Raw genomic sequence first — 18,775 nt, 5'->3', positions numbered from 1 at the left:
GCGGAAAACCAATGGCCCTGCTCAAAAGCACGAAACCCACACCAGACAGCGGTCACGCCAATGCCTTTGAACCCTCGCCTTTGTCGCTGCGCCTGTTCACGGTCGACAAGGTTGACATGAAAGGATCGGATTATCCCGATCCTTATCGCGGCGGGCGGTGGAAAATCCTGATTGTCGGGTCAGATCAGCAATATCTGGAAATGGCCAATGGCACCTATTTTTCGACCGGCAATCACCCGGTCGAGACGCTGGTGCCGATGTATCACATGGAACAGGCCGGTTTTGGTTTCGATGTGGCGACCTTGTCCGGCAATCCGGTCAAATTCGAACATTGGGCAATGCCGTCGAAAGATGCGGCGATCAATGGGCTCTATCAGCGGCATCTTGGCAGTTTCGACCAGCCCTTGACCCTTGATCAGGTGGTCGCGGAAAGGCTTGGCCCCGACAGTGATTACATCGGCGTTTTCATTCCGGGCGGACATGGCGCCTTGATGGGCTTGCCCGACAGCCCGGCGATGAAGGCGGTGCTGCAATGGGCGGCGGACCAGGACAAATTCGCGATCTCGCTCTGCCACGGCCCGGCGGCGTTTCTAGCCTTGGGGCCGGACAACCCGTTTCGTGGCAAGAAGATCTGCGCCTTTTCCGATTTCGTCGATGCCCATACGCCGCGCATCGGCTATATGCCGGGCAAGCTGACGTGGAAATTCGGTGAAAAACTGACCGCGCAAGGATTTACCATCACCAACAGGCTGACGACCGGGGCTGTCTGCAAGGATGGCAGGATGCTGACCGGCGACAGCCCTTTGGCCAGTAACGCCTTGGGCCAGATGGTGGGTCGGGAATTGCTGCAATATGTCGGCGGCCTCGCAAACTGACAGAATGCGGGCGCGGCCTTACCCGCGCAAAGGCCGCTGCCCTGACAGCAAATCGGCATTATCGGCGTAAATTTTGGTGATCCGCTCGATCAGCCGCCGGATCGGGGCGCGATGGCGGTCATCGCCATGCATGACCAGATATTGCTGCTCGGTCAGATCCTCGATCACCGGCCCGGCGCGGGACAGCGACGGATCGCAATCGCCGATCATACACGGCATGACCCCGATCCCCGCCCCGGCGCGCACCAGATCATGCACCGTCGCCACGGTGCTGGCCATCGCAGCGATCACGTGATCCTGCCGGTGCAGCCACACCCCGGCGGGATGTTTCGCATGCACCGGATCCAGCGCCACCCAACCAAGCTGCGCGGGATTCGGCACGCTCCAGCTATGATAAGGCGCAAACCGCAAGGTCCCCAGTTTGAGCGAGGCGATATTCCCCGCCTCCGCCGCCCGGTTGCGGATGCCGAGATCAATTTCACGATGCGCGATATCCAGCACCGTCTCGGTCGTCACAAAATGCAGCCGAAACCCATCGGACTGGCGGCTGAGAAGATTGTATTTATCGGCCAGAAACGTCGCCGTCGCGGTCCCTGCGGACAGGCGGATCAGCGGTGTGGCGGCCTGCGCGAACAAGACCTCCTGCACCGGCACGGCGGCGGCCTGCATCAGCTTGACCCGCTCAAACAGCGCCTGGCCCGCGAGCGTCAGGCTATATCCGGTCTGTGCGCGGTTGAACAAAATCTGACCGGCACGCTGTTCCAGCGCCAGAATGCGGCGGCCCACGGTTGGCGGGCTGATGCCGATCACACGGGCAGCGGCGCTGAGCCCGCCACCTTCGGCGACATGGAAGAAAACTTCCAGATCATCCCAGCCAAGTCTTTCACTGCTGAACGACATACTTCACTATCCATGCTTTATTCGCGGCTTTTCGCAAACCATCTTTTCACTGTTGAATAGATGGAGAGACAGATGCAACCCCTGATCCGCCCGCTGCCCCGGCAGGACCTGACCGAAGGCGAATTTTATGCTTTGGGCGACACGACCCTGCGCAACCGCATCAGGGCCGCGCTGCGGTGCTTTGGCTGGCCGTGGCGGAAACAGCGGGCAAGCCAAAAGATTGACCAGATGTGACCACCTGACCGCGTGACAGCCCTGCGCAAATCGGCTAAACGGGGCGCAAATCAGACTTTCAAGGAGCCGAGAATGGCCGATCATGAGCCCGGTAAAATGGACATCACCGAACAGGAAAAAACCTTTAATGGGTTTATCAGCATGTCGACCAAAGGGGCGATCATTGTCATCGCCTTGCTGATTTTCCTCGCCCTTATCGGCGCCTAACGGGTCGCTGTGGAACGTCGTTTATTCCTGATCGGCCTGCCGCTGACCCTTGCCGGCTGCGCCGCGCAAGAAGTCTGGGCGCCCGAGGATGTCGTAGCGCGGTCGATCTTCCGCGATCCGGACAGCAGCTATCTGACGCTGTTCACGATGAAAAACAACGGCTCTGGCAATGGCGCGCATACGGCGCTTTTGATCAATGCCAGCCAAAGGGTGATCTTCGATCCCGCCGGGTCCTTCGTCCAGACCCGGATGCCAGAACGCAATGATGTTTTGTTCGGGGTCACCCCGGAACTGGAACAATTCTATATCAGCTATCATGCCCGCGTGACCTATCACGTCGTCGCGCAAAAGGTTGCCGTCGCCCCTGAAGTGGCGGAACAGGCCCTGAACCTCGCGCTGGCCAATGGCCCCGTGCCGCAGGCCTTTTGCGCGCGCGCCACATCGCGGCTGTTGCGGCAATTGCCGGGCTTTGAAGGGATTCGGCAATCTTGGGGTCCCAACAACGTGGCAGATGATTTCGCGAAATTGCCGGGCGTCGAAACCCGCGAATATCGCGAAGACGATCCCGACGATAAATCCATCGCTGCCGTAAGGATCGAAGCCGCACTCGCCGCTAGAGAGCAGTAAAGACCCACAAAGCCAGATAAAGCGTGCTGATCCCCGCCACGATCCCCCAGATCGCGCTGCGCGTCCAGATGCCGACGCCTACTGTCACAAAAGCCGCCAGCAAGCGCGCGGGGTCTGGCACGCCGCCAGTCGCGGCAGGCCATAGCACCAAAGGTGCCACCATCCCGGGTAACACCGCCACCGGCGTGAAGCGCAGCAGTTTCAGCACGATGGGCGGCATCGGGCGGTCGCCGATCAGCCCCAGAAACGAAAACCGGATCAGGAAGGTCCCCACACCCAAAAGCGCGATGATCAGCCAGATTTCAGCATTGCTATAGCTCATGCCTTGCGCCTTTCCATCCAAGTCTCGACCAGCGCGCCGGTTACCATCGCCGCGCAGGCCGCGATCAGCAGGCCGATGCCGGACGGCAACCCGACCAAGGCGAGTGCGACAATGACCGACACCGCCGCAGCCGCGACATGGGCCGATGATTTCAGCATCGGCGACACCATCGCCAGAAACATAATCGGCACGATGAAATCCAACGCCCAGGACTCAGGGATCGCCGAGCCTGCAAAAATCCCCACCAGCGTCATTGCGCACCACAATGGTGCGATGGCCGAGGCGACCCCAAAGAAATATGCAGCCCGGTCCGTGACGCTCATCTCCGGGCGGGCCTCGTATCGCGTGACCGACAGGATATAGGATTGATCAAAATTCAGATAGGCGACCAGCGCGCGCTTCCACAAAGGGGCCGGGCCCAGATAGGGCACCAGCGCCGCGGAATACATCGCCATGCGCAGATTGACCGCCAGCGCCGCGAGCAGAACAAAGGCGATCCCTGCGTTTTCAAGCATCATCTGCACCGCCGCGAATTGCGAGGCCCCGGCGATGACCAGCACCGAAAAGCCCATCGCCTGCGCCACGCTCAACCCGGCATCGGTGGCCACAACGCCGAACACTGTCGCGAAGGGCACGACCATCAGGATGAACGGGCTGCCGTCACGGAGCCCTTCCCAATAGGCGGATGTTGCGGGTGCTTTGACGGTGGAACTTGTCATGTCTTTGGCCTAGCTTATGCGCTGTCGCGACAGGCTTAACCGCGCAGGTAAGGAATGACAATTGGCACGACTTGACGATCTTTCATCCTATCTGCTGGCCCCTGATCCGGCGGCGCATCGCCTGACGCGGGCGGTGACGGGCACCGATCAGAACGGGCAAAAGGTCGATCTGCGCGTGGTCGAAGAACGCCCGCTGACGATCTATCTGAACGCGCAAGAAATCGTCACCGCGATGACGATCGGTGATTACCCGCAATATCTGGCCCTTGGGTTCTTGCGCAATCAGGGGATGCTGCGCGATGACGACCAGATCACTGGCGTGGATTATGACGAAGAGATTGAAACAATCGTCGTGCGCACCGCATCGAAAACCACCTATGAAGACAAGCTGCGCAAGAAAACCCGCACCAGCGGCTGCGCTGTCGGTACTGTCTTCGGCGATATGATGGAAGGGCTGGCCGGCGTCACCTTGCCCGACACCGCGCTGCGGACCTCCGACCTTTACGCATTGGCCGCCACGATCAACCGCACCCCGTCGCTTTATCTGGAGGCGGGCGCGATCCACGGCACTGTCCTGTGCCAAGGGGCGACACCGCTGGTCTATATGGAGGATGTCGGCCGCCACAATGCCGTCGACAAAATCGCGGGCTGGATGCTGCATCACGATGTCCCTGCCGCAGACAAACTCCTCTACACCACCGGCAGGCTGACCTCCGAAATGGTGATCAAGACCGCGCTGATGGGCATCCCCTGCCTCGCCTCACGCTCGGGCTTTACCGCCTGGGGCGTGGAAATCGCGCAACAGGTCGGGCTGACCCTGATCGGCCGCATGAAGGGCCAACGTTTCGTCTGCCTCGCGGGCGAACACCGCCTGATCCGCGACGCCGACCCGGCCCTGATCGCCGATGAACCGGCCCGCGCCGGGCGAAAGGCCAAAACATGATCCTTCCCGCTTCTTATTTCTCCAAATACTCCCGCCGGAGGCTCCCAAACCATCCGCGCCCACAGGTGGCGAAATGAACGCGCCCCTCGGCGTGATCCTCGCCGGTGGCCTCGCAACCCGGATGGGCGGCGGCGATAAAGGCCTGCTGCCCTTGGGCGACAGCACAATTCTGGGCCATGTCATCGACAGGTTCAGCCCACAGGTCGCCGGTCTTGCGCTGAATGCCAATGGCGATGCCGCGCGCTTTGCCGCGCTGCACCTGCCGGTGATCCCTGACACGCTGACAGGCTTCGCCGGTCCTTTGGCTGGCGTGCTCGCAGGCCTCGACTGGGCCGCGACCCAAGGGGCCGGCCATATCGTCACTGCCGCCGCCGACACGCCGTTTTTGCCCTGCGATCTGGTGCCCCGATTGCAACTGGCAGGCGGTGATCTAGGGTTGGCGCTGGCGGCAAGCCCCGGCGGACGGCAACCGACCTTTGGCCTTTGGCCTGTCGCGCTGCGCGATGATCTGCGCGTGGCTTTGCAAGAGGGCCTGCGCAAAGTCGTCCTCTGGACCGACCAGCATGGCGCAGGCACGGCGGAATTTCCCGATGACGCCGCCTTCTTCAACGTCAACACGCCCGATGATCTGGCCCGCGCGCAGGCGATGCTATGAGGGTTTATGGCATCGTGGGTTACAAGAACGCGGGCAAGACCGGGTTGATGGAACGGCTGGTGACCGAGATTGCCGGGCGAGGCTTTACCGTCTCGACCCTGAAACACGCACATCACAGTTTCGATGTCGATCATCCCGGCAAGGATTCCTATCGCCACCGTCAGGCCGGTGCGCAGCAGGTCCTGCTCGCTTCGCGCGACCGCTGGGCGCTGATGACGGAATTGCGCGGCGCGGATGAACCACCCTTGGCCGATCTTCTGGCACAACTTGACCCGGTCGATCTGGTGCTGGTCGAAGGCTATAAACGCGACACCCATCCCAAGGTCGAGGCGTTTCGCGCAGTGACCGGCAATCCGCTGATTGCCAAGGATGACCCGACCGTGCGTGCCGTGGCGAGCGACACGGCGCTGACGCTTGACCGCCCGGTGTTTGACCTGAACGACACCAGCGCCATCGCGGATTTCATTCTGGCAGAGGTCGGATTGTGATGTTCGATACGATCCTGATCGCGGATTGGTCGGGCGGGAACGACCGGGGGGCGACCCCCAAAAAAGACGCCATCTGGACCGGCGTGGCGCGCGCTGGCATGGCGGAAGAGCCGGTCTATCACCGCAACCGGCAGGTTGCCGAAAGCTGGATCACGGAATTCTTGGAGGCAGAGCACGCCGCAGGACGCCGCGTGCTGGCCGGGTTCGATTTCGCCTTTGGCTATCCCGCTGGCTTCGGGCAGGTCCTGACCGGATCGGATGATCCTTTCGCGATCTGGGATTGGTTCGCCGCACGGGTGCAGGACAGCGCAGCTGCCAATAACCGCTTTGATCTGGCAGGGCAGATCAACGCCATGTTTCCCGGCACGGGGCCGTTCTGGGGCAACGGATTGCCCAACCGCGATATCGACAATCTGCCGCGCAAAGGCTTGGCCCGTCAAAATCATGGCATGGCCGAAAAACGCAGCGCCGAACAAAGCGCCAAAGGCGCTTTTCCGGTCTGGCAACTCTCCGGCGCGGGCGCTGTCGGGTCGCAGGTCATCATGGGCCTGCCCACACTCGCCCGATTGCGGCAGCATTTCGGCGCTAATGTGGCGGTCTGGCCATTTGAACCGCTGACACCACCGATTGCTCTGGTCGAGGTATGGCCCTCGCTGATCAGCAGAACCATCGCCGCCACTTGCCCGCCCGGCAAGATCAAGGATGCCCATCAGGTCGAAGTGCTGGCGCGCGCGCTCTCGGCGCTTGCCCCCACTGATCTGCGCCTGATGCTTGATGTCCCGCCAACGTCCGAAGGATCGATCCTCGGCCTGCATCATGTCGCATTGCTCGAACAAGCCGCCAGCGCACCACAATTGCGCAATGATTGTTTCGCCCTACCACAAGGCGTGCAATGGACGCCGGTCGCCGATGCCCTTGCGCATCTGCGCCAGCATCTCACTTGCGTGGCCGGGGTGGAAACCCAGCCACTTGGCACCGCACCGGGCCGCTATCTGGCGCAGGATGTCACCGCTTTGCGCGCCCATCCCCCCGCCCCGAATGCTGCTGTGGATGGCTATGGCTTTGCCGGTCCGGCAGAGATCGGGCATCACAGCCTGCCCTTGGTCCAAGGGCGCGCTGCGGCGGGCCAGCCTTTTGCCGGAACTGTGCCAGCGGGCCATGCGATCCGCATCCTGACAGGTGCCAACCTGCCCGAAGGCGTTGATACGGTCATCATGCAGGAAGATGTGCAGGCGACAGACAGCGCGATCACCTTTCAAGGCCCGCTCAAACGCGGGGCCAATGCCCGCGCGGCGGGTGAGGATATGACCCAAGGCCAGATCATCGCCCACAAAGGCCGCAAGATCACCGCCGCCGATTTGGGCATGTTCGCGGCCACCGGCATCGGGCAGGTGCAGGTCCATCGCCAGCTGCGTGTCGGCATCCTGTCCACCGGCGATGAATTGCGTGACCCCGGCATGCAGGCCGACGTGGGCCAGATCTATGACGCCAATCGCCCGATGCTGGCGGCGCTGGTGCAGCAATGGGGCTACCGCGTCGTCGATCTGGGCCGCGCGCCGGATGAGCGCGAGACATTGCGGGCGATGCTGGATCAGGGGGCGGCGGACTGCGATGCGATCCTGACCTCTGGCGGTGCCTCCGCCGGGGATGAGGATCATATGTCCGCCTTGCTAGCCGATACTGGGTCCTTCGCGCTCTGGCGGGTCGCGATGAAACCGGGACGGCCCTTGGCGATGGGGCTGTGGCAAGGCGCGCCGGTGCTCGGCCTGCCCGGCAATCCGGTCGCGGCGATGGTCTGCGCGCTGGTCTTTGCGCATCCGGCCCTCACCCTGCTGGCAGGTGGCGACCCGGTTGAACCGGAAGGCTATCTGCTGCCCGCCGCCTTCAGCAAAACAAAAAAAGCCGGGCGGCGTGAATATCTGCGCGCGCGAATCCGGGACGGCCGGGCAGAGGTTTTTGCGTCAGAAGGGTCCGGGCGGGTGTCCGGGCTGTCCTGGGCCGAAGGGCTGGTCGTGCTGGGGGACAGCGCCATGCAGATCAGCCCCGGTGATCCGGTGACCTTCATCCCCTTTGGCAGCTTCATGTGATGCAGATCACCACCGGCATTCCCGCAGAGAACCGTGCCGAAGTGGCAGCGCTTTACTGGGAAGCCTTTGGTGAAAAGCTGGGTTTTGTGATGGGGCCAAAATATCGGGCGCTGGTCTATATCACGCAGGTGCTGCAAGCCGATCACGGGATCTGCGCGCATGATGATGACGGACGGTTGCTGGGCGTCGTCGGGTTCAAGACGCCGCATGGCGCGCTGGTCGATGGCAGTTTCACCGATCTGCGCCGGGTTTACGGCTGGGCCGGTGCCGCCCTGCGCACCGCGCTGATGGCGGCATTGATCCGCGACACGGATAATGTGCGTTTCCTGATCGACGGCATCTTTGTCGCGCCCGAGGTGCGGGGCTGCGGTGTCGGCACCGCCTTGCTCAACGCGGTCGTGGCCGAGGCAAAGAGGCGTGGCTACCGGCAGGTCCGGCTGGATGTGATCGACACCAATCCCCGCGCCCGCGCACTTTACCTGCACGAAGGTTTCGTGGAATTGCAGACGCAGAAGATGGGCCTGTGGCGGCATATCTTTGGCTTTAACGCCTGCACCACGATGGTGCGCGACGTCTAGCCCGATCCGATCAGCGCGCCAGCGGCAAAGACCAGCGCGCCGCCCAGCACCACCTGAAAGATCGCCCGCACCCAAGGGGTCTGCATATATTTATGCTGAATCCAGGTGATCGCCCAAAGTTCGACAAAGACCACGATCAGCGCGACAGTGGTCGCGGTCCAGAAATCCGTGATCAGATAGGGCAAGGCATGGCCCAACCCGCCCAGCGTCGTCATCACCCCTGCGGCCAGACCGCGTTTGAACGGGGAGCCTCGCCCGGAGATTTTGCCATCGTCAGACGCCGCCTCGGTAAAGCCCATCGAGATGCCCGCGCCGACCGAAGCGGCCAGGCCCACCAGAAAGGTCGTCCATGTGTCCTGCGTCGCAAAGGCCACCGCGAAAATCGGCGCGAGCGTGGACACCGACCCGTCCATCAACCCCGCCAGCCCCGGCTGCACCCAGGTCAGGACGAATTGCCGATAGGCGGCAGCAGCCTCGCTGGTTTTTACGTCATCGCCCAGATGGGCGGCGGCCAGCGCGCTGGCCTTGTCGGCATGTCCCGCCTCTGCCGCAGCCAGATCGCCCAGCAATTTGCGGGTGCTGGCATCTCGGGTCTGGCTGGCGGCCAGTTCATAAAACCGTTGCGCATCGCGTTCCATCTGCGCGGCCTCGTCCCTAATCCGGTCAAGGCTCAGGTTTTCAACCAGCCAGACCGGGCGGCGGGCATAAAACCCGGCCACATGCTCGCGCCGGATCAGGGGAATCACCTCACCGAACCGCGCGCGATGCAGGTCGATCAACCGACGCCGGTGGTCGTTTTCTTCCGCCGCCATGCCATCGAACACAGCGGCAGAGGCCGGAAATTCGCCACGCAGCTTTTCGGCATAGGACCGGTAGATCCGTCCATCATCTTCTTCGGACGAGATGGCGAGCGCCAGAATATCCTGTTCCGACAGGTCCTTGAACCGGCGACGGTTGGCAAAGCCCGGAATCATATTGCGACCTTTCCTGTTTTAGAATGATTCTAAAATAGACCTCTTTGCGTCTCTGGCAAGAGGAATAACTGAACCGTTTAGTTCATTTTCATACTTGCAATATGAACTGAACGGTATAGTTTGATTTCATGATCAACAGTGGATGACCCCCATGACCCGCCTTATCCTCACTTGTACCGCATTGACACTTGCCCTTTCCGGCCCCGCTGCGGCCTTTTCCTTCAGCCTGCCGCTGCTGACCTATCCCGCGCCATCCACACCTGACGTGACGCAATCTTGCGTCAGCGTGACGGAACAGGTGGTTGAAACCTGCACCGCCCCTGCCAAGTAAGACGGGGTGCAGGGCCGCTGCCGTCCGTCTGGCGTTATCGCCTTGCCCGAAGTGAACCGATCAGTTTATGATCGCATCCAAGGGGAGACGCAGATGCCAGATGGAACGGTACAGCCAAAAAAAGGGCGCAAATTCGATCAGGTCCTTGACGGCGCGCGGCAGGTTTTCATGTCCGATGGGTTCGAAGGTGCGTCGGTTGACGATATCGCCCGTGCGGCGGGTGTGTCAAAAGCCACGCTTTACAGCTATTTCCCGGACAAGAAGTTCCTTTTCATGCAGGTCGCCAAGACCGCCTGTCAGCGGCAGACTCAGCATGCGATCGAGACGATCAACATCAACGCCCCCGCCCGGCAGGTCCTGCGCACCATCGCGAGCGAGATGGTGGACTTCATCACCTCCGAATTCGGCACGCGGGTGTTTCGGATCTGCGTCGGCGAAAGCGAACGTTTCCCCGAACTCGCGCGGGAATTCTACGAATGCGGGCCGATGCTGATCCGCGAACGGATGGCGGATTTCTTTCATCTAGCGATGGAACGCGGCGAATTGCAGATCGACGATGTCGCGCTGGCCGCCGACCAGTTTCATGAACTTTGCAAGGCAGACCTGTTTTCGCGGATGGTGTTCAGCATGGCCAAGACGTTTACCCGCGTAGAAAAAGACCGCACCATTGACGGCGCGGTCGAGATGTTCATGGCCCGCTACGGCGTGAAACCCTAATCGAGGCGGCGGGCTTCCAGATGGTTGCCCTGGCCTTTCTTGACCTCGAACCGGCCTGATTTGACCAAAAGATCGCTGAGCTTGGCACTGCCATAGGTGCGCGGGTCGAAATCAGGCGCAGCACGGGTGATATATTGGCCGATCTGGCCCAGCGAATACCATTCGCCTTCGGGGTCGATGCTTTCCATCGCCTTGATCACCAACGGGATCGCCGCTGATGGCGCTTGCCGTGTGGCGGTCGCCGTGGCGGGCACCGGCTTGGCCGGTCCGCCGATATTGGGCTGATCCTTGTCCTGATCCACAAGATTTTCGATCAGGATGAACCGGTTGCAGACATTGCGCAGGCTGACCGGCGCCTTGCCTTCGCCGATGCCGATCACGACAACCCCGTTTTCGCGCAACCTGTTGGCCAAAGCGGTGAAATCACTGTCAGAGCTGACCAGCACGAAACCGTCAAACCGGCCCGTATGCAGGATATCCATCGCATCGATCACCAGCCCGATATCGCTGGCATTCTTGCCACGTGTATTGGCGGTTTCCTGATTGGCGACCAGCCCCAGTTCCACGACTTCCTTTTTCCAGCCGCCCAAGGCAGGGCTGGACCAATCGCCATAGACCCGGCGCAGCGCCGGTTCACCATAGGTCGTGACCTCACGCAGGATGGGTGCGGCATATTTTGCAGGAATATTATCCGCGTCGATCAACACGGCCAATAACATACGATCCTTGGCCATGTTCGCCCCTCTCGTCGCTTAAGGCTTAAAATTCGACGACAGCGCGGATGCTTTCGCCCGCATGCATCAGATCGAAACCTTTGTTGATATCTTCCAGCTTCAGCTTGTGAGTGATCATTGGATCAATCTCGATCTTGCCCTGCATATACCAATCGACGATTTTCGGCACATCGGTCCGGCCCCGAGCGCCGCCAAAGGCCGTGCCGCGCCAAGAGCGCCCGGTGACCAGCTGGAATGGCCGGGTTGAGATTTCAGCCCCCGCAGGTGCAACCCCGATGATGATGCTTTCGCCCCAGCCTTTATGCGCGGATTCAAGTGCCGTGCGCATCACATTGACATTGCCGGTGGCGTCGAATGTGTAATCCGCGCCGCCCTTGGTCAGTTCCACGAGGTGCGCGACCAGATCGCCGCTGACCTTTTTCGGATTCACGAAATCAGTCATGCCGAACCGCGTCGCCATCTCATATTTGCTATCGTTCAGATCAACGCCAACGATCTGATCCGCCCCGGCCAGACGCAGGCCTTGAATGACGTTCAGACCGATCCCGCCCAGACCAAAGACAATCGCGCGGCTGCCGATTTCCACCTTGGCGGTGTTAATGACAGCGCCGATGCCCGTGGTGACACCGCAACCGATATAGCAGATCTTGTCGAATGGCGCGTCCTTGCGGACCTTGGCCAGCGCGATTTCGGGCAGGACAGTATGGTTGGCAAAGGTCGAACAGCCCATGTAATGCAGGATCGGCGTGCCATCGAGCATGGAAAACCGGCTGGTGCCGTCCGGCATCACGCCCGCCCCTTGGGTCGTGCGGATCTTCTGGCAGAGGTTGGTTTTCGGGTTCAGACAATATTCGCATTCACGGCATTCGGGTGTGTAAAGCGGGATCACGTGATCGCCGGGCACCAGCGATGTGACGCCCTCGCCGACCTCAATCACCACACCGGCACCCTCATGGCCCAGAATCGCGGGAAACGCGCCTTCGGGATCATCGCCGGAGCGGGTGAATTCATCGGTATGGCACAGGCCGGTCGCCTTGATCTCGACCAGCACCTCGCCCGCGCGGGGACCGTCGAGATTGACTTCCATCACTTCCAGCGGCTTGCCCGCTGCCATTGCCACTGCTGCCCGTGTGCGCATCCTGATGTCTCCTGTTGGTTTGCATCTTTGATCTGCGAAAAGCGCAGCAAGTTCAACCTTGGTCTTGCCAAAGCCCCCCGCAGCAGCGCAAATATACGCATGCGACATTTGATCCCATTCCTGCTGCTTGCCGCCTGCGCCGTGCCCGATAATGATCCGGCACCTGCACCCACGCTGCCCGACACCTGCAATGTGTCGCGCCACATCGGGTTGATCGGTCAGCCTGCAACCGCGCTGGAACGGGTGCTGATCATGGATCAGGTCCGGGTGATCCGGCCCGACGACATGGTGACGATGGATTTCCGCGCCGAACGGATCAATTTCTACATCAGTGACGGTGAAGTGATCAGCGATATCCGCTGCGGCTGATGGCTTGATTTTCGCGCCTTTTCGCGCGACCCTTGTCCATGAGCATTCAACCCCCACAGTTTCACGCCCCGCCACAAGTCGCCTTTCACCGCACCGAACTGGGCCTGATCCTTGGCCTTTACGGGCGGATGGTCGCCGCTGGCGAATGGCGCGATTACGGCATCTCTAATCTGCGCGAGACGGCGGTCTTTGCGATCTTCCGGCGCACAGCGGAAAACCCGCTCTACCGGATCGAAAAACATCCCAAATTGCGGCTGCGCCAAGGACAATATGTCGTGATCGGCATGGATGGTCAGGTGCTCAAACGTGGCAATGACCTGCGGGCCGTGTTGCAGGTGCTGGAACGCAAACTGATCCGGCTGGTCGAGAAATAGTATACCTGACTAAAAAAGTCGGATTGACAAATTCAACCTGAAACCTGATTGTGGTGACACGTCCAGCCAGCCAGCCCCGTGCAGGCAAGCAAGAGCGCCCGCATGAAAGGTCCTTGGCAGATGAATATCCAGACGCAGATCAAACCCCAGCAAACCACCCCCGCGCATGATGCCGCACAGCTGACCGCCGGTGGCGATCAGGCGCATATCGTGCTGAATGATCAGGTCTATACCCTGCGCATCACCCGCGCGGGCAAGCTGATCCTGACGAAATGAGCCTGCATCACCGCGAAATCGCGGGCGATCCCACCGCATCCCTGCACCAGCTAGATGATCTGAACGCCTGCTGCGTGATCTATCTGCGGCTCTGGTGTGATGGCCCCGAAGGGCGCGCCGCCGTGCGCCGGGACCTGAGCAATGGATTGGGTCCCCGCCGCGCCAGCACCGCGATCGAGGCATTCGATACCGTGATCACCCTTTTGTCCCAGCACCACCGGCGCAAACTGATGCGCCATGCTGTCGATTGCCCTTGCCTCGGCGCGGATGAGGCCACTTTCGCGCAATTCGTGACGACTGCCGCCACGGGCGAACGGGAAGAGGCGCTGTGGATGGCGATGCTGCTGGTGCGCCCTGATATGGCGATGCATCTGACGGCGGCGGCCAGCGCCTTTGGCCTGCGGATAGCACAAATGCTGGCGTCACGCATCCCGCCGGTTCTGCATTAAATCCGGCGGCGGGCAGTGACCGGCCCGCCGTCCTGCGCGGCGATGCGCAGAGTGGCCGCCTCCAGCGGTTCATAGGCGGTGGCCATGTGATGCGCATTGGCGTGAATCAGCGTCGCCTCATCCACCATCATCGCGACATGGCCGCGCCAAAAGATCAGATCGCCGCGCCGCGCTGTCCCGGTGAAATCCGCGCCAAGGCCCTCGCATTGCAGATCGCTATCAGCAGGGCTGGGAATGCCGCAGGCGGTCAAGGCGGCGGCGACCAGCCCGGAACAATCGATCCCCCGCGTGGAATTGCCGCCCCACAGATAGGGGACGCCGAAATGCAATTGCGCGACGGTCGCGGGGTCAGTGAAAGGCCGGTCCAGCGGGCGCAGATGTTTTTTGGGGATGAAGCCAAGCGTCGTTTCAAAGAATTTCGCCCGCTCATCCAGCACACTCACACGCGCGCCGAACGGCAGGCACATCACATCGGGGGATTTGATATCCTCTGCCAGATAGGCATGGGTCGCCGCCGTGCCGACCATATGTGTGACGTCCCGGACCGGGCCAAGGCGGTCTGACGCAACATAGCCGACATAGCCATCCGCCGCCTGCACGAAGGACCAATTGTCGCGATCTTCAAAAACCGTGACAATCGCCCCCAACAGCAATTGCCGGTCGCGCGCGCCACCCGGTTCCGCGCAGAGATCACTGACCGGACAGGTCAGCATCATCAGCGCACCGGCCAGATAGCGCTCTGCGGGCACTTTCCCGGCCAGATGCAAGGCCGCGACACGCCCATTCGCCGGGGTCAGGCGGCGGTCTGTCACAGCTTCAGCAGCTTTGGCAAAGCGGCCAGCAAAGCCCGCGCGCCCATGCCGACGCCACCTTTGGGGCGGGACGGCGCGGCACTCGGTTGCCAGCCGTAGATATCGAAATGCACATAGGGGCTTTGCACGAAGCGGCGCAGGAACAAGGCCGCGGTGATGCAACCGGCCAAGCCCCCGCCCGGCGCATTGTCCAGATCGGCAATGCCGGGTTCGATCATCGCCTCATAAGGCTCATGAAACGGCATCCGCCAAACCGGGTCGGCCACCAGACGCGCGGCATCGGCAATCGCCGTAGCATGATCATCGTGATCGGTGAAATACGGCGCAAGGTCCGGCCCAACGGCAACCCGTGCGGCCCCGGTCAATGTCGCCATGGAAATCACCAGATCAGGCTTTTCCTCATCCGCCAGCGCCAAAGCATCGGCCAGCACCAACCGCCCTTCGGCATCGGTATTGTTGATCTCGACCGTCAGCCCCTTGCGCGAGTGCAGAATATCCTGCGGCCGGAACGCATTGCCCGCGATGCTGTTTTCCACCGCCGGGATCAGCACGCGCAGGCGCAACGGCAGGCCCAGCGCCATGATCATCTGTGCCAAGCCCAGCACAGTGGCCGCCCCGCCCATATCCTTTTTCATCAAACCCATCGACGCACCGGGTTTGATATTCAGCCCGCCGGTGTCAAAACACACGCCCTTGCCGACCAGCGTCAGTTGCGGGCCATTGTTCCCCCAGCGCATATCGATCAGCCGCGGCGCACGCGGGCTGGCGCGGCCCACGGCATGGATCAGCGGGAAATTGGCATCCAGCAGATCCTCGCCCGTGGTCACGCTGATCGTGGCATGCTGCGCCTCGGCCAGATCGCGCGCGGCTTGTTCCAACTCCTCCGGCCCCATGTCGGATGCGGGGATATTGATCAGATCACGCGTCAACGCCTCTGCCTGTGCGATAATCTCAATCCGCGCCGCATCAATGCCATCCGGCGCGACCAGCGCCGCAATCGGATCGGCAGGCTTGCGATAGCGGTCAAAACTATAGCCTGCCAACAGCCAGGCAAGTGCCGCCTCTTCCAGCGCAGCGCCGGTCAGGCCCGAAGCGATCTGATAATCCCCTTTCGGCAATTGCCGCGCCACCGCGCCCAGATGGAACCGGCCACGGGCACGGGTCTGTTCTGTGCCATAGCCGACCAAAACCTGCGCGATGCCACCCTGCGCATCGGGCACAACCAGCATTTGCCCCAAAGCGCCGGTAAAACCTTGGGTTGCGGCCCATGTCTGGCCCATGTCGGACAAATCGGCCACCGCGGCCTCTGCGCGATCTTTTTCGACGATATGCACCGGGATGGCGGCAACATTGGGACCAGCAAAGGCAAGCGACATAGGTTATCCTGACAAATCAATTCCACCGCCAGACTAACCCGCCACAGCAGCGCCGCAAGGGGCAGTTCGGTCGCTAGTGACGGCGGAACGTCCAGATCTCCGCCACCGCACAGTCAAAGGCGCGTTCCAAACGCCCGATGGTGGCCGCCAGCGCCACGCGGTCGCGCGATTGCAGACAAGACGTCACGTGACCCGCCGCACAGGCCAGCCCGGTCAGCCCGATCTGACTTGCCACCAGCCCGATCCGCCGGGCCGCTTTCTGACAAGGTGCCGGGCAGTCCGCGGCGCCCCCCTGCTGCAGTACATTCAGCCAATCGGCCATGTTTTCAAGGATACGGCACAGCATCTCCTCTGCCTCCACCGCGGATCTGTCGGCAAAGGCGCGCGCCAGGACATGATGGTCAAACTGCAGTTTGTCGTGACATCGCAGGATGATCACGTCACAATTGGCGGGGCGGTAGAACGTATAAAGAGGGTTTGAATGATCCATGCCGCCGGTTTACGCCGCCAGGGTTCCCAGAAGGTTGACGCGATTGTAAAAAATCGCTCGAAATTCTGGAAAATGCGACGTATCCCGTGCCAACAGCGCAAGGACTGACGAATGCATAATGCCCGCCCGCTTCCGGCCTATCTGGTTGACCGTTACAAGACGTGGAAATCCACTGTTTTTGAAGAGAACAGGACGATCTACGACGATCTGGCCACCAATGGCCAAAGGCCCCGGATCATGGTCGTGTCCTGTTGCGACAGCCGGTTGCATGTCTCATCCATCTTCGGGGCGGATGTGGGCGAATTGTTCATCCACCGCAATATCGCCAATCTGATCCCCGAATATGAACCCGACGGGCGGCATCACGGCACTTCGGCCGCGGTGGAATATGCGGTGCGCGCGCTGAAGGTCGAACATCTGATCGTGCTCGGTCATTCCGGCTGCGGTGGGATCGAAGGCTGTTACAATATGTGCGCGGGCCATGCGCCGGAACTGGAAGAACAGACCAGCTTTATCGGCCGCTGGCTCGACATCATCCGCCCGGGGTTCGAGACTTTGCCCGAGGGCGATGATGCCAGCCGCAAAACCGCGCTGGAAAAGGCCGCGATCCTGATTTCGCTGCGCAATCTGATGACCTTCCCTTTCGTGCGCAGCGCGGTCAAGGACGGCAGCATCAGCCTGCATGGCTTGTGGAAAAATATCGGCGACGGGAGCCTTGAACATTACGACCCGGCAACACAGCTCTTCGTGAATGTCTAAAGGCCCGCGATGAGTGAAATCCTGTCTCTTGCCGGGGCGAATCTGATCTCGCCTATTATCCTCAGCTTTGCCTTGGGGCTGCTCGCGGCTTTGGCGCGGTCCGATCTGACCATCCCCGAGGCGGTTGCCAAAGGCATGTCGATCTATCTGCTGTTCGCCATCGGTTTCAAAGGTGGCGTCGCGGTCAGCGCCCATGGGATTGATCAGACATTGATCCTGTCGCTGATCGCGGGGCTGGTTTTGTCCTTCGCCCTGCCCTTGCTGGCCTTTGCCTTGCTGCGGGTGATGACAGGCCTGTCGCGGGTGGATGCGGCGGCAGTCGCGGCCCATTATGGATCGATCAGCATCGTGACCTTTGTCGCGGCAACATCTGTGCTGCAAGGCCGGATGATCGCGTCCGAAGGTTACATGGTCGCCGTCGCCGCCGTGATGGAGGCCCCTGCGATCCTGTCTGCGCTCTGGCTGGTCGCGCGGGGCGGTGGCGGGGCGCGGATGGAACCGGGTCTGATCCGCGAATTGCTGCTCAACGGCTCCATCGTGCTGCTGGTCGGGGCGTTCTTCATCGGCGCGCTAACCGGCGCACCGGGCATGGCAGAAATCAGCGCCTTTATCGAGGCACCGTTCAAAGGCGTGCTCTGCCTGTTCCTGCTCGACATGGGCCTGATCGCCGGGCGCGGGCTGCGGCAGTCAAAAGGCTCGCTCAGCCTTGGCGCTGTCGGCTTTGCCATCGCGATGCCTTTGGTCAGCGCGATAATCGGGCTTGGGGTCGGCATGCTGATCGGCCTGTCGCTGGGTGGCATTGTGCTGATGATGGTGCTCGCAGCCTCCGCCAGCTATATCGCCGTGCCCGCCGCGATGCGCGTCGCCTTGCCAGAGGCGAACCCGGCTGTCTATCTGACCCTGTCGCTGGGCGTGACCTTCCCGTTCAACCTGACCTTGGGCATTCCGATCTACCTCGCCATCGCCCAGACCGTGACAGGAGGCTAAAATGCAGACCCATATCGCCAAACGCGTCGAAATCGTGATCGAAGCCCCTTTGGAACGCCGCCTGACCGATGCGCTGACCGCGGCGGGCGTCACCGGCTATACCGTGCTGCCGGTCTTGGGCGGGTCCGGCCGGTCCGGCCCCTGGTCGCGCGACGGGCAGGTCGGTCGTGCCGGCATGGTCAGCGTGGTCTGCCTGATCAAACCGGAACGGCTGGACGCTCTGCTCGACAGCATCTTTGCAGTGGTACAAAAACATATCGGCGTGGTCAGCGTGACCGATGCGCAGGTGCTGCGGGCGGAACGCTTCTGACCCCATCGTCCGAGTATAAATATCCCCGCCGGAGGCCTAAAAGT

The 18,775-nt window shown here is 61.5% G+C and carries 27 protein-coding genes; 18 read left to right on the top strand and 9 right to left on the bottom strand.

All coding sequences use genetic code 11. From position 1 onward, the window contains the following. Positions 1-11: 11 nt before the first annotated feature. Positions 12-875: a glyoxalase III HchA gene (gene hchA / locus VOY09_RS13960; RefSeq protein ID WP_322894416.1), complete on the top strand. Its 864-nt coding sequence runs from the start codon at positions 12-14 to the stop codon at positions 873-875. 18 nt (positions 876-893) lie between these two features. Here hchA and VOY09_RS13955 read toward each other — a convergent pair whose 3' ends face one another. Further along, positions 894-1,775: a LysR family transcriptional regulator gene (locus VOY09_RS13955; RefSeq protein WP_322894417.1), complete on the bottom strand. Its 882-nt coding sequence runs from the start codon at positions 1,773-1,775 to the stop codon at positions 894-896. Between the two features lie 72 nt (positions 1,776-1,847). Between VOY09_RS13955 and VOY09_RS13950 the strand changes: the two genes are divergently transcribed. The 3 genes from VOY09_RS13950 to VOY09_RS13940 all read left to right on the top strand — a co-directional run bounded on the left by VOY09_RS13950 (position 1,848) and on the right by VOY09_RS13940 (position 2,843). Continuing rightward, positions 1,848-2,009, top strand: a complete 162-nt coding sequence (locus VOY09_RS13950) for a hypothetical protein (RefSeq protein WP_322894418.1) — start codon at positions 1,848-1,850, stop codon at positions 2,007-2,009. 72 nt (positions 2,010-2,081) lie between these two features. Beyond that, positions 2,082-2,216, top strand: a complete 135-nt coding sequence (locus VOY09_RS13945) for an aa3-type cytochrome c oxidase subunit IV (protein WP_322894419.1) — start codon at positions 2,082-2,084, stop codon at positions 2,214-2,216. A 9-nt stretch (positions 2,217-2,225) separates the two neighbouring features. Continuing rightward, a complete protein-coding gene (locus VOY09_RS13940) occupies positions 2,226-2,843 on the top strand; it encodes a hypothetical protein (RefSeq protein ID WP_322894420.1) in 618 nt (205 codons plus the stop codon). On the opposite strand, the gene VOY09_RS13935 is transcribed toward VOY09_RS13940, so the two are convergent. Both VOY09_RS13935 and VOY09_RS13930 read right to left on the bottom strand, forming a co-directional pair. Next, positions 2,830-3,165 (bottom strand): AzlD domain-containing protein, encoded by a 336-nt coding sequence (locus tag VOY09_RS13935; RefSeq protein WP_322894421.1) that lies wholly within the window; start codon positions 3,163-3,165, stop codon positions 2,830-2,832. The genes VOY09_RS13940 and VOY09_RS13935 overlap by 14 nt on opposite strands. Continuing rightward, a complete protein-coding gene (locus tag VOY09_RS13930) occupies positions 3,162-3,884 on the bottom strand; it encodes an AzlC family ABC transporter permease (RefSeq protein WP_322894422.1) in 723 nt (240 codons plus the stop codon). The genes VOY09_RS13935 and VOY09_RS13930 overlap by 4 nt, the downstream gene beginning before the upstream one ends. 61 nt (positions 3,885-3,945) lie before the next feature. Between VOY09_RS13930 and VOY09_RS13925 the strand changes: the two genes are divergently transcribed. The 5 genes from VOY09_RS13925 (at position 3,946) to VOY09_RS13905 (ending at position 8,635) form a co-directional block, all read left to right on the top strand. Next, on the top strand, positions 3,946-4,827 hold the full coding sequence (locus VOY09_RS13925) for a formate dehydrogenase accessory sulfurtransferase FdhD (RefSeq protein WP_322894424.1): 882 nt from the start codon (positions 3,946-3,948) through the stop codon (positions 4,825-4,827). A gap of 73 nt (positions 4,828-4,900) precedes the next feature. Beyond that, the gene (mobA, locus tag VOY09_RS13920; RefSeq protein WP_322894425.1) at positions 4,901-5,482 is read left to right on the top strand and encodes a molybdenum cofactor guanylyltransferase MobA; all 582 of its coding nucleotides are present in this window, start codon (positions 4,901-4,903) and stop codon (positions 5,480-5,482) included. Next, on the top strand, positions 5,479-5,970 hold the full coding sequence (mobB, locus tag VOY09_RS13915) for a molybdopterin-guanine dinucleotide biosynthesis protein B (RefSeq protein ID WP_322894426.1): 492 nt from the start codon (positions 5,479-5,481) through the stop codon (positions 5,968-5,970). The genes mobA and mobB overlap by 4 nt, the downstream gene beginning before the upstream one ends. After that, a complete protein-coding gene (gene glp / locus VOY09_RS13910; protein ID WP_322894427.1) occupies positions 5,970-8,057 on the top strand; it encodes a gephyrin-like molybdotransferase Glp in 2,088 nt (695 codons plus the stop codon). Before mobB ends, glp begins: the two co-directional genes overlap by 1 nt. Then, the gene (locus tag VOY09_RS13905; protein ID WP_322894428.1) at positions 8,057-8,635 is read left to right on the top strand and encodes a GNAT family N-acetyltransferase; all 579 of its coding nucleotides are present in this window, start codon (positions 8,057-8,059) and stop codon (positions 8,633-8,635) included. Before glp ends, VOY09_RS13905 begins: the two co-directional genes overlap by 1 nt. On the opposite strand, the gene mbfA is transcribed toward VOY09_RS13905, so the two are convergent. Beyond that, positions 8,632-9,609 carry an iron exporter MbfA gene (gene mbfA / locus VOY09_RS13900; RefSeq protein ID WP_322894429.1) on the bottom strand — a complete coding sequence of 326 codons (978 nt, stop codon included), beginning with the start codon at positions 9,607-9,609 and terminating at the stop codon, positions 8,632-8,634. The two genes, VOY09_RS13905 and mbfA, sit on opposite strands and share 4 nt — an antisense overlap. Before the next feature lie 151 nt (positions 9,610-9,760). On the opposite strand from mbfA, the gene VOY09_RS13895 reads away from it, so the two are divergent. Next, positions 9,761-9,940, top strand: coding sequence for a hypothetical protein (locus tag VOY09_RS13895; protein WP_322894430.1), 180 nt, complete (start codon positions 9,761-9,763; stop codon positions 9,938-9,940). Positions 9,941-10,033: 93 nt separating this feature from the next. Continuing rightward, positions 10,034-10,657 (top strand): TetR/AcrR family transcriptional regulator, encoded by a 624-nt coding sequence (locus VOY09_RS13890; RefSeq protein ID WP_322894431.1) that lies wholly within the window; start codon positions 10,034-10,036, stop codon positions 10,655-10,657. Here VOY09_RS13890 and VOY09_RS13885 read toward each other — a convergent pair. Continuing rightward, positions 10,654-11,391, bottom strand: coding sequence for an NYN domain-containing protein (locus VOY09_RS13885; RefSeq protein ID WP_322894432.1), 738 nt, complete (start codon positions 11,389-11,391; stop codon positions 10,654-10,656). The two genes, VOY09_RS13890 and VOY09_RS13885, sit on opposite strands and share 4 nt — an antisense overlap. Positions 11,392-11,416: 25 nt before the next feature. Continuing rightward, positions 11,417-12,529 carry an S-(hydroxymethyl)glutathione dehydrogenase/class III alcohol dehydrogenase gene (locus tag VOY09_RS13880; RefSeq protein WP_322894433.1) on the bottom strand — a complete coding sequence of 371 codons (1,113 nt, stop codon included), beginning with the start codon at positions 12,527-12,529 and terminating at the stop codon, positions 11,417-11,419. Positions 12,530-12,628: 99 nt separating this feature from the next. Between VOY09_RS13880 and VOY09_RS13875 the strand changes: the two genes are divergently transcribed. The 4 genes from VOY09_RS13875 to VOY09_RS13860 all read left to right on the top strand — a co-directional run bounded on the left by VOY09_RS13875 (position 12,629) and on the right by VOY09_RS13860 (position 13,997). Beyond that, complete coding sequence (locus VOY09_RS13875) at positions 12,629-12,898, top strand: I78 family peptidase inhibitor (RefSeq protein ID WP_322894434.1); 270 nt, start codon at positions 12,629-12,631, stop codon at positions 12,896-12,898. Positions 12,899-12,936: 38 nt separating this feature from the next. Beyond that, on the top strand, positions 12,937-13,272 hold the full coding sequence (locus tag VOY09_RS13870) for a DUF2794 domain-containing protein (protein ID WP_322894435.1): 336 nt from the start codon (positions 12,937-12,939) through the stop codon (positions 13,270-13,272). Between the two features lie 120 nt (positions 13,273-13,392). Beyond that, positions 13,393-13,548 (top strand): hemin uptake protein HemP, encoded by a 156-nt coding sequence (hemP, locus tag VOY09_RS13865; RefSeq protein WP_322894436.1) that lies wholly within the window; start codon positions 13,393-13,395, stop codon positions 13,546-13,548. Next, positions 13,545-13,997 (top strand): hypothetical protein, encoded by a 453-nt coding sequence (locus tag VOY09_RS13860; RefSeq protein ID WP_322894437.1) that lies wholly within the window; start codon positions 13,545-13,547, stop codon positions 13,995-13,997. Before hemP ends, VOY09_RS13860 begins: the two co-directional genes overlap by 4 nt. On the opposite strand, the gene VOY09_RS13855 is transcribed toward VOY09_RS13860, so the two are convergent. The 3 genes from VOY09_RS13855 to VOY09_RS13845 form a co-directional block, all read right to left on the bottom strand. Beyond that, positions 13,994-14,809 carry an NlpC/P60 family protein gene (locus VOY09_RS13855; protein ID WP_322894440.1) on the bottom strand — a complete coding sequence of 272 codons (816 nt, stop codon included), beginning with the start codon at positions 14,807-14,809 and terminating at the stop codon, positions 13,994-13,996. The two genes, VOY09_RS13860 and VOY09_RS13855, sit on opposite strands and share 4 nt — an antisense overlap. Next, positions 14,806-16,185 (bottom strand): leucyl aminopeptidase family protein, encoded by a 1,380-nt coding sequence (locus VOY09_RS13850; protein WP_322894441.1) that lies wholly within the window; start codon positions 16,183-16,185, stop codon positions 14,806-14,808. The genes VOY09_RS13855 and VOY09_RS13850 overlap by 4 nt, the downstream gene beginning before the upstream one ends. 73 nt (positions 16,186-16,258) lie before the next feature. After that, positions 16,259-16,675, bottom strand: coding sequence for a hypothetical protein (locus VOY09_RS13845; RefSeq protein WP_322894443.1), 417 nt, complete (start codon positions 16,673-16,675; stop codon positions 16,259-16,261). A 111-nt stretch (positions 16,676-16,786) separates the two neighbouring features. Here VOY09_RS13845 and VOY09_RS13840 point away from each other — a divergent pair, with 111 nt between their 5' ends. Genes VOY09_RS13840 through VOY09_RS13830 form a run of 3 tightly spaced genes read left to right on the top strand, consistent with a single transcriptional unit; the run spans position 16,787 to position 18,731 of the window. Beyond that, complete coding sequence (locus VOY09_RS13840) at positions 16,787-17,434, top strand: carbonic anhydrase (RefSeq protein ID WP_322894444.1); 648 nt, start codon at positions 16,787-16,789, stop codon at positions 17,432-17,434. Between the two features lie 9 nt (positions 17,435-17,443). Next, positions 17,444-18,421 (top strand): sodium-dependent bicarbonate transport family permease, encoded by a 978-nt coding sequence (locus tag VOY09_RS13835; protein WP_322894446.1) that lies wholly within the window; start codon positions 17,444-17,446, stop codon positions 18,419-18,421. Between the two features lies 1 nt (position 18,422). Continuing rightward, positions 18,423-18,731, top strand: coding sequence for a P-II family nitrogen regulator (locus tag VOY09_RS13830; protein ID WP_322894447.1), 309 nt, complete (start codon positions 18,423-18,425; stop codon positions 18,729-18,731). The last annotated feature ends 44 nt before the right edge of the window (positions 18,732-18,775 follow it).

This window comes from Yoonia sp. 67-2, assembly GCF_035117555.1.
GTDB lineage: Bacteria > Pseudomonadota > Alphaproteobacteria > Rhodobacterales > Rhodobacteraceae > Yoonia.
This window is presented reverse-complemented; position numbering and strand designations above follow the sequence as displayed.

Coding starts and splice junctions, on each gene's coding strand:
- VOY09_RS13880 (WP_322894433.1), bottom strand. CDS start 12,529: ATGCGCACACGGGCAGCAGTGGCAATGGCAGCGGGCAAGCCGCTGGAA.
- mbfA (WP_322894429.1), bottom strand. CDS start 9,609: ATGATTCCGGGCTTTGCCAACCGTCGCCGGTTCAAGGACCTGTCGGAA.
- VOY09_RS13945 (WP_322894419.1), top strand. CDS start 2,082: ATGGCCGATCATGAGCCCGGTAAAATGGACATCACCGAACAGGAAAAA.
- VOY09_RS13845 (WP_322894443.1), bottom strand. CDS start 16,675: ATGGATCATTCAAACCCTCTTTATACGTTCTACCGCCCCGCCAATTGT.
- hchA (WP_322894416.1), top strand. CDS start 12: ATGGCCCTGCTCAAAAGCACGAAACCCACACCAGACAGCGGTCACGCC.
- VOY09_RS13955 (WP_322894417.1), bottom strand. CDS start 1,775: ATGTCGTTCAGCAGTGAAAGACTTGGCTGGGATGATCTGGAAGTTTTC.
- glp (WP_322894427.1), top strand. CDS start 5,970: ATGTTCGATACGATCCTGATCGCGGATTGGTCGGGCGGGAACGACCGG.
- hemP (WP_322894436.1), top strand. CDS start 13,393: ATGAATATCCAGACGCAGATCAAACCCCAGCAAACCACCCCCGCGCAT.
- VOY09_RS13935 (WP_322894421.1), bottom strand. CDS start 3,165: ATGAGCTATAGCAATGCTGAAATCTGGCTGATCATCGCGCTTTTGGGT.
- VOY09_RS13890 (WP_322894431.1), top strand. CDS start 10,034: ATGCCAGATGGAACGGTACAGCCAAAAAAAGGGCGCAAATTCGATCAG.
- VOY09_RS13870 (WP_322894435.1), top strand. CDS start 12,937: ATGAGCATTCAACCCCCACAGTTTCACGCCCCGCCACAAGTCGCCTTT.
- VOY09_RS13895 (WP_322894430.1), top strand. CDS start 9,761: ATGACCCGCCTTATCCTCACTTGTACCGCATTGACACTTGCCCTTTCC.
- mobB (WP_322894426.1), top strand. CDS start 5,479: ATGAGGGTTTATGGCATCGTGGGTTACAAGAACGCGGGCAAGACCGGG.
- VOY09_RS13950 (WP_322894418.1), top strand. CDS start 1,848: ATGCAACCCCTGATCCGCCCGCTGCCCCGGCAGGACCTGACCGAAGGC.
- VOY09_RS13875 (WP_322894434.1), top strand. CDS start 12,629: ATGCGACATTTGATCCCATTCCTGCTGCTTGCCGCCTGCGCCGTGCCC.
- VOY09_RS13860 (WP_322894437.1), top strand. CDS start 13,545: ATGAGCCTGCATCACCGCGAAATCGCGGGCGATCCCACCGCATCCCTG.
- VOY09_RS13930 (WP_322894422.1), bottom strand. CDS start 3,884: ATGACAAGTTCCACCGTCAAAGCACCCGCAACATCCGCCTATTGGGAA.
- VOY09_RS13850 (WP_322894441.1), bottom strand. CDS start 16,185: ATGTCGCTTGCCTTTGCTGGTCCCAATGTTGCCGCCATCCCGGTGCAT.
- VOY09_RS13840 (WP_322894444.1), top strand. CDS start 16,787: ATGCATAATGCCCGCCCGCTTCCGGCCTATCTGGTTGACCGTTACAAG.
- VOY09_RS13885 (WP_322894432.1), bottom strand. CDS start 11,391: ATGGCCAAGGATCGTATGTTATTGGCCGTGTTGATCGACGCGGATAAT.
- VOY09_RS13835 (WP_322894446.1), top strand. CDS start 17,444: ATGAGTGAAATCCTGTCTCTTGCCGGGGCGAATCTGATCTCGCCTATT.
- VOY09_RS13905 (WP_322894428.1), top strand. CDS start 8,057: ATGCAGATCACCACCGGCATTCCCGCAGAGAACCGTGCCGAAGTGGCA.
- VOY09_RS13830 (WP_322894447.1), top strand. CDS start 18,423: ATGCAGACCCATATCGCCAAACGCGTCGAAATCGTGATCGAAGCCCCT.
- mobA (WP_322894425.1), top strand. CDS start 4,901: ATGAACGCGCCCCTCGGCGTGATCCTCGCCGGTGGCCTCGCAACCCGG.